Below are 14,733 nucleotides of genomic sequence, written 5' to 3' on the forward strand. Positions count from 1 at the left end.
GTGCCGTTCACCGGTGCCCGCTTACGGTTCGAAAGACGGGCCGCACATACCTCCTTCAGTGGCCCTGGCCGGTTTCTCGGTCCAGCGGACCGGAGTCGACCGAACTACGGAGGCCTCAACCACCAACTGGCTCAGCCAATTACACCAGAACACGGCGGTGCGACATGAACTCGACTTCGAAGCCTCACAACACAAGTGCTCGTAGTGGTCCGTTACACGACGTGATAGTCGTCGACCTCACGCGCGCACTCGCGGGTCCTCACGCGGCAATGATGCTCGGCGATCTGGGTGCCGACGTGATCAAGGTCGAATCACCTCACGGCGGCGACGACACCCGTGGGTGGGGGCCGCCTTTTGTGGAGCCCACGTTGGAACCACCGAACACACAACGGGAATCGACGTATTTTCTGTCCACGAACCGGAACAAGAAGTCGATCACGCTCGATCTGAAATCCGACAGTGGGCGCGCGACCCTCGAAGATCTCGTCTGCCGCGCCGATGTTCTCATGGAGAACTTCCGCACCGGAGTTCTCGATCGACTCGGATTCTCGACCGAGCGGTTGGCCGAACTCAATCCTCGACTGATCGTTCTGTCCATCAGCGGTTTCGGCCACGACGGCCCGGAAGGCGGTCGCGCCGGCTACGACCAGATCGCCCAGGGGGAAGCCGGACTCATGTCGCTGACCGGCTCGAGTCCGGACGACGTTCAACGAGTCGGAGTTCCGATCGCCGATCTTCTCGCCGGAATGTACGGGGCGTTCGGTGTCGTCGCGGCTTTGAAGGAACGCGAACAGACGGGGAAAGGCCGCGTTGTCCGAACGTCGCTCTTGGCCAGCGTGGTCGGTGTTCACGCGTTTCAAGGAACGAAGTGGACCGTCGCCGGTGAGGTAGGCACAGCGCAGGGCAACCACCATCCCTCCATCGCACCGTACGGGCTCTTTCGTACCGGCGATGGCGCAGTGCAGATCTCGGTCGGCAGCGAAAGCCTGTGGAGAAGATTCTGCGAAGGATTCGACCTCGACCCTGACGCCCCGGGTATGGCAACAAACGCCGAACGCGTCGAAAATCATTTCCAGGTCGTCGAATTGATCGAACGTACCTTCAAGCCGTACTCGCGTGACGAGCTTCTGACCGAACTCGACCGCATCGGAGTACCGGCAGGACGGGTTCGGACGATCTCCGAAGTGTACGAATGGGAGCAGACCCGATCACAGGGATTGCTCGTCGACGTCGACCACAGCACGCTCGGAAACATCACACTGCCCGGTCCACCGCTACGATTTTTCGATCCGGACGGAACCGAAGTGACGGAGACCCGCCACACTGCACCTCCGGTTCTCGGTGAAGACACTGACGAAATCATGTCATGGCTACAAGGATTCACCCGATGAACCGCCTGACGGCTCGCGACTTGCTCGACCTGGTGATCGATGCCGGCACCTGGGAGTCGTGGGATACCCCTCCGATTCCCGTCGCGACCGACTCCGATTACGCCGAAGCACTTCTGCGGGCCCAGGAGAAGACCGGACTCGACGAGTCCGTCCTGACCGGAAGCGCCTCCGTCCGAGGCCGCCGTGTGGCAATCATCGTCTGCGAGTTCGGTTTTCTCGGTGGTTCGATCGGCGTGGCGGCGGGAGAACGCCTCGTCGTCTCCATCCGTCGAGCCACCCAAGAGCAGCTGCCCCTTCTTGCGCTTCCCACGTCCGGGGGAACGCGTATGCAGGAGGGGACGACGGCGTTTTTGCAGATGGTCAAGATCACCGCGGCGCTCATCAAGCACAAAGAAGCGCACCTGCCCTACATCGTCTATCTCCGAAACCCCACCACCGGAGGCGTATTCGCGTCCTGGGGATCACTCGGTCACGTGACGATCGCGGAACCGGGGGCCCTCGTCGGATTCCTCGGCCCTCGAGTGTTCGAGACCTTGTACAACTCACCTTTCCCCGCCGGTGTCCAGACAGCGGAGAACCTTCACGAGCACGGACTCATCGATGCAGTGAGGCCGCCAGACCAGCTCGCCGAAATCGTCGAACGCGCATTGCGCATCATCACCGGGGCGCATCGTGGGTACTTATTGCCCAGTGACCCGTGCTCGTACGATTGCCCACCCGATACGTCGGCGTGGGAATCCGTCGTCGCATCCCGGCGCGAAGACCGACCGGGGATACGGGAAGTGTTGCTCAATTCCGCCTCGGACATGCTCCCGCTCAACGGAACCGGCCAAGGCGAGAACGATCCCGGCATCATGCTCGCGCTCGTTCGCTTCGGCGACATGCCCTGCGTCCTTCTCGGACAGGACCGGCGCGGACAGACTGCTCACTCCCCACTCGGCCCCGGCGCTCTGCGGGAGGCTCGGCGAGGTATGCGGCTGGCCGCAGAACTCGACCTGCCGCTGGTGACGATCATCGACACAGCGGGCGCGGCACTGTCGAAGGAGGCCGAAGAAGGCGGACTGGCGGGCGAGATCGCTCGGTGCATAGCCGACATGATTTCACTCGAGGTCCCCACCATTTCCCTCCTGCTCGGGCAGGGCACGGGCGGCGGCGCCCTGGCACTGATTCCGGCCGATCGAGTGCTGGCGGCCCGCCACGGTTGGCTCTCGCCCTTACCTCCCGAAGGTGCGAGCGCGATCATGTTCCACGACGTCACGCACGCGCCGGACATGGCAGCCAGTCAAGGGATCAGGTCCTTCGATCTGCTCGCGGGCGGCATCGTCGATCGGGTCATCCCCGAATTTCCCGATGCCGCGGACGAATCCGCCGCCTTCTGCACTCGCGTCGGAGCGGTACTGCACTACGAGCTGAGCGTGCTCAGTGCTACCGATGCGACTGAACGGCTCAACACCCGCACCGAACGCATCGACCGTATCGGCCTGGTCGAAGCCAGTACCTCCGTCTGATCGATCAGTACCCAGAACACCGGAAAGGCCGGACATCCTCCGCGGAGGATGTCCGGCCTTCGTCGATCGAGCACACTCAGCCAAGCGTCACGTGAGTTGCTTGGCGGGTTCCTCCCGATCGCCGCCGGGAGTCTTCGAATCCGGCTTGTTCGGTTCCGGATTCTTCGCATTCAGTTCCGGGTTCTTCGAACCGATGAACTGGCACAGGTGGTACATCCCGATCACGACGATGGTGCCGAGCGCGATCCCGCTGAGCGAGAACGTGTCACTGAACTTCAGAGCCGTGTCGCCGATACCGATGATGAGGCCGGCCGCGATCGGCATGAGGTTGAGCGGATTGCCGAAGTCGACGCCGTTCTCCTTCCAGATCTTCGCGCCGAGCAGACCGATCATGCCGTAGAGCACCACGGTGATTCCGCCGAGAACACCGCCGGGCGTCGCCGAGATGACGGCACCGAACTTGGGGGAGAAGCCGAGCATCATGGCGACGATGCCGGCAACCGCGTAGGCGGCGGTGGAGTACACACGGGTCGCTGCCATGACACCAATGTTCTCGGCGTACGTCGTGGTGGGCGAACCGCCGACGCTGCTGGCGATAGCGGTGGCGAAACCGTCACCGGCGAGCGCACGTCCCATGTACGGGTCGAGGTCGTCCCCGGTCATCTCGGCCACGGCCTTGACGTGGCCCGCGTTCTCCGCGATCAACGCGATGACACCCGGAAGGACCAGGATGATGAACGTGAGGCTGAACGACGGAGCGTGGATGCCGACGATTCCGTTGGCCTCGTCCGAGAACGGGGGAAGGCCGAACCACGACGCCGACTGCACCGAATCCCAGTTGACGCGGAAGTGCTCGGTGATCTGACCGGTGCCTGCGTCGTAGGAGGTGATCGTCCCCGAGACCCGGTCGAGGATCCAGGAGAGGACGTAACCGAAGATCAGCGCCAGGAAGATGGCGATGCGCGCCATGAAGCCTCGTAGCGCGATACTCATGACGATCAGGGCCACCATGACGATCAGAGCCACCCACTGGTCCTGTGGCCAGTACAGCCCCGCGACGACGGGTGCCAGGTTGAATCCGATCAGCATCACCACTGCGCCGGTCACCACCGGGGGAAGAACCTTGAATACGACCCGGCCACCGAGGAAGTGGATCGCGATACCGATGGCTGCCAGGACCAGTCCGGACACCAGGATCGCGCCGGTCACCTCTGCGGACGTTCCGCCTTGGGCACGAATGGCGGCGATACCGCCGACAAAGGCCGCCGACGTACCGAGGTAGCTAGGAATGCGTCCCTTGACCACCAGCAGGAAGAAGAGCGTACAAAAGCCCGACATCATCACGGCAAGTTGAGGATTGAGCCCCATGATGATCGGGAAGACGAACGTCGCGCCGAACATCGACACCACGTGCTGGCTGCCCAGCCCGATGGTTCTTCCCCAGCTGAGCCGCTCGCCGGGAGCGACCACTTCACCCGGTCTGATGTTCTTTCCATCTCCGTGCAACGTCCAAATCGGCATGATGGGACCTTTCGTGCAGAGGAAGGTGTCCGAACGCTGAGTGTGCTCCAGCTCACAAAACACCGTGACTGGAGTGAAACGCTATTACAGAGCAGGGGTATCGACGTGATGACAATCTGCCAGAACCCACGGACTCGGATTGGCAATATTAGTGATTGATGCCGCGCATCGCGGTTATCTTCAGTGCTAGAGACAGATCCAGCCGGAGCTCGGGTTGCGCCGTGAAGGGTCCAAGCATTTTCTCCAGCTTAACGACCCTGTAACGCAGTGTGTTGTAATGGAAGTGGAGCTTGCGCGCTGTCTCGGCGATGTTGATGTTGGTCGCGAGCAAGACTTCCAATGTCTTGCGCATGTCCTGCGCTTCGGCAGTTTCCTCCGTCAGTTCCCGCAGTGTCTCCCGCGCGAACGTCTCCAGCTCGTTTTCGTCCTCGACCAGACTGAGCAGTCTGTACACACCGAGATCGTCGAACTGAGTCACCGTCCACGGACCGGAGATCCGGCGTCCGACGGTCAGTGCGGTGCGCGCCTGACTGTAGAGCGCGGGGACTGCGTCGATCGCCGCTGTCGGCCGGGACACCCCGACACTGAACGGCCTTCTCCCGCCGCCACCTTCACCGCGAACGACCGTGACGAGGTCCCGCACCAATGCCATCGTGTCGGTGCCGACGCCCATGACGATCACCGTCTCGCCCGTCAGCGCGGTCACCGCCGCACCGGGATCGCGGTGGGCGATCGCCCCGGAGAACGCCATCGCCTGGCGATCGACAACAGGCAGCCGAGCGGGCGCCGCCGAGGCCGGTTCGTCGACCGGGTCCGGCTCGATCGAGACGATCACCAGCGGGCGATCGAAGTCCCAACCGAACGTCTTGGCGTGGGAGACAACGTGATCGTGGTCCCCGGCACGGCCGAGGAGCAGGTCGTGAACGAAGTTGGCGCGATGGCGTTCTTCCACCGACGCAACGGCCTGCTCACGGGTGATGACCAACGCGCACACCGACGCGGCCCGCTCGACCAGGTACTGGTCGTAACTCGTCATGACGCGCTCACCGGTGAACAACGCGAGACGCCCGTGGTCGATGTGATTGGCGGAAATCGCGGACACCGCGATGAATTGACCGTCGAACTCGTGCAGACCCAATCCGCCCTCGACGGTGTCGGTCCGCAGACGACCGGTGGAATCGACGGCGGGACAGGCAGACAGATGCTTGCGCTCCGCGGCGTCCCCGGCGCGGCAGATCTCGCGTCCGTCCGAGGTGGTGATCAGGGCGGCGCCCTTCATCTCCCGTGCGATGACTTCGGTCAATTGCGGGAGGCCGCCGCCGCCCATCACGACGTCGACCAGCAGCCGTCGCAAGCGCTCGGCCCCGAACATGGCGTCGATCTGGGCCGACTCCGTCTGCTCACGGTCTCTCGCCGCAGGGTGATCACACGCACCGTGAAAAACCAGGAGCGGGAAGCCGGCGCTTTCGGCCGCGTCGACCAGCTCCGGCGCGAGAGTGTCCCCGTCTGCGCCGAATTGGACGGCAAGTGCCGCAACACCTCGCGTCGACAACCGTCCGACAAATGCTTTGAAGGTTTCGGTGACCCTGGCGAGGGTTTCCGGCGTGGTGATCAGCAACTGTCCGTGCCGCAGCCACGGTCCGATGTCCGGAACCGCCATGAATCCCACCCGGGCTACCGTCGGGTCTTCGCAGCCGCCGGCGACCTTTCGAACACCAGGAAGGAGCTGGGTTCGAAGAAGTTCGGAGAGAACAGCATTCACCTCGGATGCCGGTACGGCCGGGTTTGCCACTTGGCAGGCACCTCGATTTCATTCGGATCACGGAAGATGGTTCACGAAAGAAACGATCCTATCCCCACCGAACACAAGATGTCCGAATTCAGCGCAGTCGACTCAGGCCGTTCGATGCAGGGCGGTCGGATTCTCCTGAGGTGGCGGGTGGATCGGCCCCTGCAGATCCCGCAGTTCCAAACCGGAGGCATTGCGAAGGGTCTTGGTCATCTCGGCGAGGATCGACACTGCAGTCTCCTCCGGTGTCCTCGCGCCGAGATCCAACCCGATCGGTGAGTGCAGACGCCCCAACTCGGCGTCGGTGACGCCTCGCTCCTTCAACAGCGCCACCCGACGCTCATGCGTCGCACGACTTCCCATCGCGCCGACGTACGCAGCCGGCGAACGCAGCGCGATCTCGAGCAGGGGGATGTCGAACTTCTCGTCGTGCGTGAGCACGGCCAGGACGGTTTTGTTGTCGATCGGTGCGGTTTCGAGGAACTTGTGTGGCCACATGACGACCAGATCGTGGGCGTCGGGGAAACGCGCCCGTGTCGCGAAGACCGGCCGTGCGTCCACGACGGTTACTCGGTAACCCGCAAAGGCGCCCAACGTACACATCGATGCCGCGAAGTCGATGGCCCCGAACACGTACATCCTCGGTAGTGGCGCGAAGATCTCGACCAGCAAGTCGTGCTGCGAATCGATGAGGGTTCCCGCCGGCGCGACAAAAGCGACGGACTCACCGGTGTCCATCGTGCGCAACAGGATGGAGACCTCGTCCTCCGTGGCATCCAGATCCCCGCTGCGTCGGCCGTGCTCGACGACGAGATGCCGCGCCGGCGCTCCCGGACGCACTTCGGTGACCACGACGACGGGCGTATCGGCCTCGATTCGTTCACAGACCTGACCGAACTCGGCGAAATCGGCTCCGACGGCCTGGACGAACACTTCGATGGTTCCGCCGCAGGTCAGACCTACTCCGATGGCGTCGTCGTCGGAGACGCTGAAGACCTCGACGCGGCTGGTGCCGTCGGCGAGAACCTCCTGGGCGATCTCGTACAGTGCACTCTCGATACACCCGCCCGAGACGCTGCCGACCACCTCGCCGGAGCGTGAGACGGCCATCGAAGCACCGGGCATGCGCGGTGAGGATCGCCAGGTACGGACAACCGTCGCCAGTGCAAAATCCTCGCCGCGGGCGTGCCACTGCGCCAGCTGAGTGGAAATGTCGCGCATCGCCTCGCCTCCCGCTTGCATCGCCGTCCGTAGAGAGTTCACGGTATCGGCCCACCGCAATCCTGCCTGTCACACAATGCGCCTAAATCCGGGCCCTGCAGTTGTGCAATGTCGCCGTCGCATCACCGTGCGCTCTCGACCAGTGTTGTCACCGAGCCCAGCCGAAAGCAGGCCTGACCTTCATTCTTCCCCTCTCCGACGATCACTGCAGCGGCAATTCACGCAGATGGTGCGACGGATCGAGTGGGCGACGTTGCACACCACAGAACCGAGGTTTCTCCCATGGACCAATTGCTCAGCGGTATCAAAGTTCTCGACCTCACCCGTGCTCTCGCGGGGCCTCTGTGCACGTCGCTGCTCTCGGACTTCGGCGCCGACGTGGTCAAGGTCGAAACCCGTGGCTCCGGCGACAGTTCGCGTCAGTGGCCGCCGTTCGACGGCGATCGAAGCCTCTACTTCGCTTCCGTGAACCGCGGCAAACGGTCGATCGCCATCGACATGCGCAGTGACCGCGGGCGGAAACTGCTTCGCAGCCTGGCCCTCGACGCAGATGTGCTGGTCGAGAACTTCCGTCCGGGAGTACTGGCCGACATGGGGCTCGATCCCGACTCGCTCGAGCAGGAGAATCCAGGGCTCGTCGTGATGAGCATCAGTGGTTTCGGCCCGGTGGGCCCTGACCAGTTCGCGCCCGGACTCGATCAGGTGGCCCAGGGCATGTCCGGGCTGATGTCGGTCACCGGTGCCGGGGAACAGACCCCGATGCGGGTCGGTATCCCCATCATCGACACGGTCTCGGGCATCTACGCGGCACTGGGAATCACAGCGGCACTGGCTTCGCGCGGACGCGACGGTCGTGGGCACCGCGTGCAGACCTCGTTGCTGGAATCCGCGATCTCGATCATGACCTTCCAGGCGCAGGACTACCTGAGCACCGGGCGGGTTTCGACGCCGAACGGCAATACGCACCCGACGATCACGCCGTACGGCGCTTTCGACACTGCCGACTTCCCGATCAACATTGCCACCGGCTCGGACAAGCACTGGATCGCACTGTGCTCGGTACTCGGTGACCCCGAGCTCGCCTTCCGTACCGAATATGCCACGGGTAAAGAACGTTTGGCGCACCGAGACCAACTGACCAAAGAACTCGAGGACCTACTGACCACGAAGGGCGCGGCGCAATGGATCTCCGAGATCCGCGGTGCCGGAATCCCCTGCGGCCCCATCCATTCGATCGATCAGGTGTTCTCCGACCCTCAGGTCGAGGCATTGCAGATGGTCGAGCAGACCCAGAGCGCCGACGGAACGTCGATTCCCGTTGTCCGCGGACCGTTCTGGGTGGACGGCAAGACCCTTCCCGTCAGGAATGCGCCACCCATGACTCTCGGCGGTGACGCCGACGACGTACTCACCGACTTCGGCCTGCGCCCGGAGGAGATCGAGGATCTTCGCGCAAATTCGGTGATCTGACCGCACACTAGTAACAGAGCAGACGCTCTGTTACTGTGCGTTCATGCCTCGGCCACGCGTCCACGACCTCGACACCCTGCTCGACGCTGCCGAAAAACTTGCCGCCACCGCCGGGCCGAGCGCTGTCACGGTCCGGGCAGTCTCCGACGCCACCGGTGTATCCAACGGGGCGATCTATCACGCATTCGGCTCTCGCAGTGGACTGGTCGGTAGCGCGTGGCTGCGTGCTGCGCGACGATTTCTCGCGCTTCAACAATCGAGAGTGGACGACGCTCTCGCGGACCCGTCGCCGACTTCGGCGGTTTCCGCCGTCGTCACGGCCGCCGAAGTTCCGGCTGTCTTCGCGCTCGACTACCCACAATCCGCGTTGCTGCTGTTGACGATCCAGCGCGACGAACTGCTCGGCACCGACGTCCCTGCCGACATCGCCGAGCAACTCACACAACTCGACCGGTCTCTGGTCGAGTTGTTCATCCGGTTGTCGACCGCGCTCTGGGGCCGCAAGGACGGCCGAGCCGTCGAGGCAATCGAGGCCTGTGTTGTCGGCCTGCCTACCGGATTACTCATTCATCCCGCCAAACGCGCCGACGGTTGGCGAGTCCCCGACGCCGCAGCACGCGCGCGGTTGGATGCCGCCGTTCGAGCGGTTCTGCATCTCGACCCACCACTGCCCAAGCCACGCAACAGGAAAGGCCAATCATGACCGCAACTCTGCGCTTCGAAGACAAGATCGCCGTTCTCGATCTCGGCGAGGACGAGAATCGATTCTCGCCGGAGTGGCTCGATTCCGTCGACAAGCTACTCGACCAGGCTTTGAGCGAAAGCGCACATGCCCTGGTCACCACGGCGACGGGCAAGTTCTACTCCAACGGACTCGACCTCGACTGGCTGGGCGCGAACGGCGACAAGGCGAAGTGGTATGTGCAGCAGGTGCAGTCGCTGTTCGCTCGGATGCTGACGTTCCCGATGCCCACCGTCGCGGCGATCAACGGCCACGCCTTCGGAGCCGGCGCCATGCTCGGCATCGCGCACGATTACCGCGTCATGCGCGATGATCGCGGCTACTACTGCTTCCCGGAGGTGGACATCAACATCCCCTTCACCGAAGGAATGGCAGCTCTCATCCAGGCCAAACTCAGCCCGGCGTCGGCAATCGTCGCCATGACCACGGGGCGGCGATACGGCGGAAGTGACGCATTCGCAGCCGGTTTGGTGGACTTCACCGCATCCGTCGACGCTTTGACCGCCAAGGCCATCGAAATGGTTGCACCGATCGGCCCGAAGAATGCGGGCACACTGGGGGCAATCAAGTCGACGATGTTCGCTTCAGTGGTCACCGCTCTGAACACCGACGGCTAGAAGCGACGGACTGTGTTCTCGCAGAGCCGCTTCCAGATCGTCGGCAACACTTTCGGGATCGCGGCCTTCGGTGCTCAGAACCACGTCGACTCCACTGAGCGTCGGCATCGAATCGGCCAGCAGTTGTGACGCCTCCACCAACTCGTCCAACCCGGCCCAGCCGGCCGGTTCACGTTCGATGATTCTGGTACGCAACGTATCCGGATCGGCCTCGAGGCGTGCCAGCAGGTGCCCCTCGGCGCCGGTCGCGGCCAGCAGGGCGCGCCCGTAGTCGTCGTCTTCGACGGTCGCCGTGAGGAACAGGAGTTCGTACCCCGCTTCCCGGTACGACGCGCACAACATTCCGACGTGTGCGATTGCCCGCTCGGTTCCCAGCGGCGGGTAGCATCGCTCGAGTTCGTCCACCTCGATCATCGCGTTGCTCACCCCGGCCTCGCCGAGTCGATCGTGAAGCGCGGTCAGCACGGAACTCTTCCCCGCGCCCGGCGGGCCTGTCAGCAGCAGTACGAACACGTCCTCCACTATTGCAGAGCCGTAAGCACGTCCAGAACCTTGTGCAGGCGCGGGGCGGCGAGAAGGCTGGAGAAGACAGCTCGACATGTACAACAGCCCTGATCGGAGCACAGCGATGACCACCACGATCACCGAAATCGCGCCGGACATCTACCGACTGTCGACCTTCGTGGACGAAGCGAACCTCACGATGAACCAGTTTCTCGTCGACGGCGAGGAACCCTTGCTCTTCCACACCGGGCAGCGAGCGTTGTTCACCTCGGCTTCCGACGCACTCTCCACGGTGATCGACATCGACCGTCTGAAATGGATCACGTTCGGTCACGTCGAGGCCGACGAATGCGGGTCCATGAACTCCTGGCTTGCGGCGGCCCCCGAAGCGCAAGTTGCACACGGTGCGATGGGGTGCTTCGTCCAGGTCAACGATCTGGCCGATCGGGCGCCACTTCCCTTGCAGGACGGCGACGTACTCGAAACCGGCAGCCGCCGAGTCCGGCACATCGACACCCCACACGTCCCACACGGTTGGGACGCGGGTCTGATGTTCGAGGAGACGACGTCGACGCTGTTCTGCGGAGATCTCTTCACTGCGTTCGGGCACCACCCCGCGACCACCGAGCACGAAATCGTCGGTCCCGCTTTGGAAGCCGAGGACTTGGGCCACGCCACCTGCCTCACCCCGGATCTCGAACCCACGATCCGCGCCCTGGCCGACCTCGAGCCGCGGATTCTGGCTACCATGCATGCACCGACGTACTACGGCGACTGCGTCACCACGCTTCACGACCTGGCCGACTCGTACGCAACACGTTTCGCAGCCGAAACCGAAAGATGGAAGTCAGACTAGAGCTTGCGCATTCGACGTGATTCGCGCCGCCACGGACAGCGCAACATGCTCGTGGAACGGCCGGGCCACCACTTGCACTCCGACCGGTAAACTGTTGCGGGAGAGTCCTACCGGAACCACGACCGACGGAAGGCCGAGCACACTGATCGCCCGGCAACTCGCGAGCGCGTCCATCCACGTGAGTTTGCGACCGCCCACCTCGAAGCTCTCCACACCGAGCGGCGGAGCGAGCACCGACGCAACCGGCAGAATCAGGACGTCGCCCATCTCGTCGAGGAATTCGCTGATCAACATCGCACGATCCGCCCACAGCGCTTCCACCTCGGCGGAACTGCGATCACGGCCTGCCGCAAGCATGGCGGTGATGTCCGCGTCGAAAGAGTGCGCTGAACCTGCGGCGAGAGAGTAGATGTCCGCGTGGGTCTCGACCGATCGCAACGCGCCGAAAAGCGCGTTGGCCCGCGGCAGAGCCAGACCGTCGTACTCGCTCGCGTCCAGGCTGATCGCCACCGTCCGAACCGCTGACCGGATTTCTTCGTCGACGGGAATCGTTCCCTCGCCGGTGGCCCAGCGGATGTCGAGGTCGTCGACGTCGACCGAATCAGGCTCGCTCCACGAGAAATGCGGCTTCGACAGGACGCGCAACGCAAGCGCCGCATCACCGAGGTTGCGGGCCAGTGGGCCGATGGTCTGGATCGTGCCGTGCATCGTCGCAGGGTTGGCGAGTACCCGTCCATCCGAAAGCACGCCTGGATACTGACCTTCCGGATCGACACGTCCGAGCGTCGGGCGAACCGAAGTGAGGCCGGTGCAGTGGGCGGGCCAACGCACCGAGCCACCAAAATCCGTACCGAGTCCGAGCACGCTCATTCCGGCAGCAACCGACGCGGACTCGCCGCCACTCGATCCGCCGGGGGACCGGACGACGCCGTCCGGTCGCACCGGGCTGGCCGTGGTTCCGAACAATTCGTTGCGAGTCAGGCCGCACGCGCCGAATTCCGGGGTGTTGGTCTTGCCGATCAGAATTGCGCCGGCAGCCTTGAACGCCGCAACGGCCGGTGCATCGACGGCCGGGACGTTGTCCGCCAGAGTTCGAGAACCGGCGGTGGTACGCACGCCGGCAGTAGCGATCAAGTCCTTGACCGTGAACGGAACCCCGGCAAGGGGACCGAGTGTCTCGCCGAGAAGGCGTCGTTCGTCCAGGGCATCCGCGGCCGTGCGAGCCTCCTCGGCGCACACGGTGACCAGTGCGTTGAGTTCGTCATTGCATTCGTCGACCCGTGCAAGGTGGTCTTCGACGACGGTCCGCGCCGACGCCTGACCCGACCGCACGGCTTCGGCGATGGATCGGGCATCACGGCCCACCCAGCTCTCACGACTCATCGCACGCCTCTCCTTGCCAGTACCCTCTGCCGAGCCTAAGGACAGCGAGTGAACCGAGAAACGACCACAATGCACATACCGACGGCTCCGGCGATGTGAGGTTTTGCCACAACGTTGGCTGCCCCGGAGGGATCGGTCAGGTGGTGGTACCTACAAACCCTGCCTGATGAATGCTGCAAGCTTCTCGATCTGTTGCTCGTTTCGTTTGTAGTGCCTCCACTGGCCGATTCGTGTGGTGGTCACCAAATCCGCGGCCTGGAGTGCGGCCATGTACTGAGACGCCGTCGATTGCGACACCTTCGCCCTCGCTTGAATGTGCTTGAGGCACACTCCGACCTCCTCGGCAGGCTCGAGCTGAGGGGGAAAGCTCCCGGGGTCTTTCAACCACTGCAGGATTTGCACACGCATCGGGTTGGCCAGCGCCTTGAACGCCGTTTCCCACTCGGTTGTTGCGTCTTCCATGTTCGTGAGCATACCGCTAGATCGCGAAATGCCGATATGTGTGGTTCACTCCCTATATCGCAACATCGCGATATACCAATGGGAGGCTGAAATGGTGCAGCACGACAAAGTGGCACTCGTGGTCGGAGCCCGAGGCGTGATCGGTGGGAACTTGATCGATCACCTCGAGTCGACCGGAGAATGGAAGATCATCGGACTCTCGCGGCGAGGCGGTACGGACACCGACCGGGTCGAACACATCGCAGTCGACCTGCTCGATCCTTACCGGACTGCAGCGGCACTGAGCGGACTGGGCGACGTCACTCACGTCTTCTACGCCGCCTATCAAGACCGCCCGACATGGGCCGAGCTGGTTCCGCCCAACTTGGCGATGCTGGTCAACACTCTCGACGCCATCGAGCCCGTTGCGGGCGGACTCGAGCACGTCAGCCTGATGCAGGGCTACAAGGTTTACGGGGCACACCTCGGACCGTTCAAAACTCCGGCCCGCGAGAGCGATCCACCGCACATGCCACCCGAGTTCAACGTCGACCAACAGCAGTTCCTCGAACGCAGGCAGCTCGGCAAGTCGTGGACATGGTCGGCGATCAGACCCTCGGTCGTCTCCGGATTCGCACTGGGTAACCCGATGAACCTCGCGATGGTCATCGCCGTCTACGCGACCATCTCGAAGAAACTGGGTGTCCCACTCCGATTCCCCGGCAAACCCGGCGCGTACACCAGCTTGATCGAGATGACCGACGCCGGACTCCTGGCCGAAGCGACGGTCTGGGCCGCGACCAACCCCGAGTGCGCAAATCAGGCGTTCAACATCAACAACGGCGACCTGTTCCGCTGGCAGGAGATGTGGCCGACGATCGCAGCCTTCTTCGGCATGGACGTCGCACCTCCGCTCCCGATGTCCCTCGACGTCGCAATGGCGGACAAGGAGTCGGTGTGGGATGCGCTCGTCGAGGAACACCACCTTGCTCGGACCCCGTATTCCGATGTCTCGTCCTGGGGGTTCGGTGACTTCGTATTCGGATGGGACTACGACTTTTTCGCTGACGGATCGAAAGCTCGGCGGTTCGGATTTCACCGCCACGTCGACACCGAAGCGATGTTCCTCGACATCTTCGCCAATCTGCAGGCTCGGAAGATAATCCCCTGACTGAAACACGGTCACCCGGATCCTACGAACACTGTCACTGTCGGACCCCACGACTAACGTCGTAGGCGGGGTTTGAAAAGCAGGGGTTTCGGCGAGTCGTCGGTAGGGCCCCATGCGCC

At 63.3% G+C, this 14,733-nt stretch carries 13 protein-coding genes; 7 read left to right on the plus strand and 6 right to left on the minus strand.

The features are described 5' to 3' along the window. The first annotated feature begins 164 nt into the window (after window positions 1-164). Both P0M12_RS11600 and P0M12_RS11605 read left to right on the plus strand, forming a co-directional pair. Window positions 165-1,391, plus strand: a complete 1,227-nt coding sequence (locus tag P0M12_RS11600) for a CoA transferase (RefSeq protein ID WP_007735210.1) — start codon at window positions 165-167, stop codon at window positions 1,389-1,391. Continuing rightward, complete coding sequence (locus P0M12_RS11605) at window positions 1,388-2,899, plus strand: carboxyl transferase domain-containing protein (protein WP_064073489.1); 1,512 nt, start codon at window positions 1,388-1,390, stop codon at window positions 2,897-2,899. The genes P0M12_RS11600 and P0M12_RS11605 overlap by 4 nt, the downstream gene beginning before the upstream one ends. A gap of 87 nt (window positions 2,900-2,986) precedes the next feature. Here the strand turns inward: P0M12_RS11605 and P0M12_RS11610 are convergent, their stop codons facing one another. From P0M12_RS11610 to P0M12_RS11620, 3 genes are all read right to left on the minus strand, one after another. Further along, complete coding sequence (locus tag P0M12_RS11610; RefSeq protein WP_064075502.1) at window positions 2,987-4,420, minus strand: solute carrier family 23 protein; 1,434 nt, start codon at window positions 4,418-4,420, stop codon at window positions 2,987-2,989. A gap of 148 nt (window positions 4,421-4,568) precedes the next feature. After that, the gene (locus P0M12_RS11615) at window positions 4,569-6,212 is read right to left on the minus strand and encodes a PucR family transcriptional regulator (protein WP_083058490.1); all 1,644 of its coding nucleotides are present in this window, start codon (window positions 6,210-6,212) and stop codon (window positions 4,569-4,571) included. Between the two features lie 102 nt (window positions 6,213-6,314). Next, the gene (locus P0M12_RS11620) at window positions 6,315-7,430 is read right to left on the minus strand and encodes an XdhC family protein (protein WP_020909752.1); all 1,116 of its coding nucleotides are present in this window, start codon (window positions 7,428-7,430) and stop codon (window positions 6,315-6,317) included. A 282-nt stretch (window positions 7,431-7,712) separates the two neighbouring features. On the opposite strand from P0M12_RS11620, the gene P0M12_RS11625 reads away from it, so the two are divergent. Genes P0M12_RS11625 through P0M12_RS11635 form a run of 3 tightly spaced genes read left to right on the plus strand, consistent with a single transcriptional unit; the run spans window position 7,713 to window position 10,259 of the window. Beyond that, window positions 7,713-8,900, plus strand: coding sequence for a CoA transferase (locus tag P0M12_RS11625; protein ID WP_003946016.1), 1,188 nt, complete (start codon window positions 7,713-7,715; stop codon window positions 8,898-8,900). 43 nt (window positions 8,901-8,943) lie between these two features. Next, window positions 8,944-9,603 (plus strand): TetR/AcrR family transcriptional regulator, encoded by a 660-nt coding sequence (locus P0M12_RS11630; RefSeq protein WP_277377739.1) that lies wholly within the window; start codon window positions 8,944-8,946, stop codon window positions 9,601-9,603. Then, window positions 9,600-10,259: an enoyl-CoA hydratase-related protein gene (locus P0M12_RS11635; protein ID WP_007735215.1), complete on the plus strand. Its 660-nt coding sequence runs from the start codon at window positions 9,600-9,602 to the stop codon at window positions 10,257-10,259. Before P0M12_RS11630 ends, P0M12_RS11635 begins: the two co-directional genes overlap by 4 nt. Here the strand turns inward: P0M12_RS11635 and P0M12_RS11640 are convergent. After that, a complete protein-coding gene (locus P0M12_RS11640) occupies window positions 10,227-10,772 on the minus strand; it encodes a hypothetical protein (protein ID WP_232329955.1) in 546 nt (181 codons plus the stop codon). The genes P0M12_RS11635 and P0M12_RS11640 overlap by 33 nt on opposite strands. Window positions 10,773-10,887: 115 nt before the next feature. On the opposite strand from P0M12_RS11640, the gene P0M12_RS11645 reads away from it, so the two are divergent. Continuing rightward, window positions 10,888-11,619 (plus strand): MBL fold metallo-hydrolase, encoded by a 732-nt coding sequence (locus P0M12_RS11645; RefSeq protein WP_277377740.1) that lies wholly within the window; start codon window positions 10,888-10,890, stop codon window positions 11,617-11,619. Here the strand turns inward: P0M12_RS11645 and P0M12_RS11650 are convergent. Continuing rightward, window positions 11,611-13,002: an amidase gene (locus tag P0M12_RS11650; RefSeq protein WP_277377741.1), complete on the minus strand. Its 1,392-nt coding sequence runs from the start codon at window positions 13,000-13,002 to the stop codon at window positions 11,611-11,613. The two genes, P0M12_RS11645 and P0M12_RS11650, sit on opposite strands and share 9 nt — an antisense overlap. 150 nt (window positions 13,003-13,152) lie before the next feature. Beyond that, window positions 13,153-13,464, minus strand: coding sequence for a metalloregulator ArsR/SmtB family transcription factor (locus P0M12_RS11655; RefSeq protein WP_007735219.1), 312 nt, complete (start codon window positions 13,462-13,464; stop codon window positions 13,153-13,155). 91 nt (window positions 13,465-13,555) lie between these two features. Between P0M12_RS11655 and P0M12_RS11660 the strand changes: the two genes are divergently transcribed. Continuing rightward, entirely contained in the window at window positions 13,556-14,614 is a 1,059-nt protein-coding gene (locus P0M12_RS11660) for an SDR family oxidoreductase (RefSeq protein ID WP_277377742.1), read from the plus strand. The last annotated feature ends 119 nt before the right edge of the window (window positions 14,615-14,733 follow it).

Origin of the sequence: Rhodococcus sp. RCBS9 (genome assembly GCF_029457415.1) — a bacterium.
Taxonomy (GTDB): domain Bacteria; phylum Actinomycetota; class Actinomycetes; order Mycobacteriales; family Mycobacteriaceae; genus Rhodococcus_F; species Rhodococcus_F qingshengii.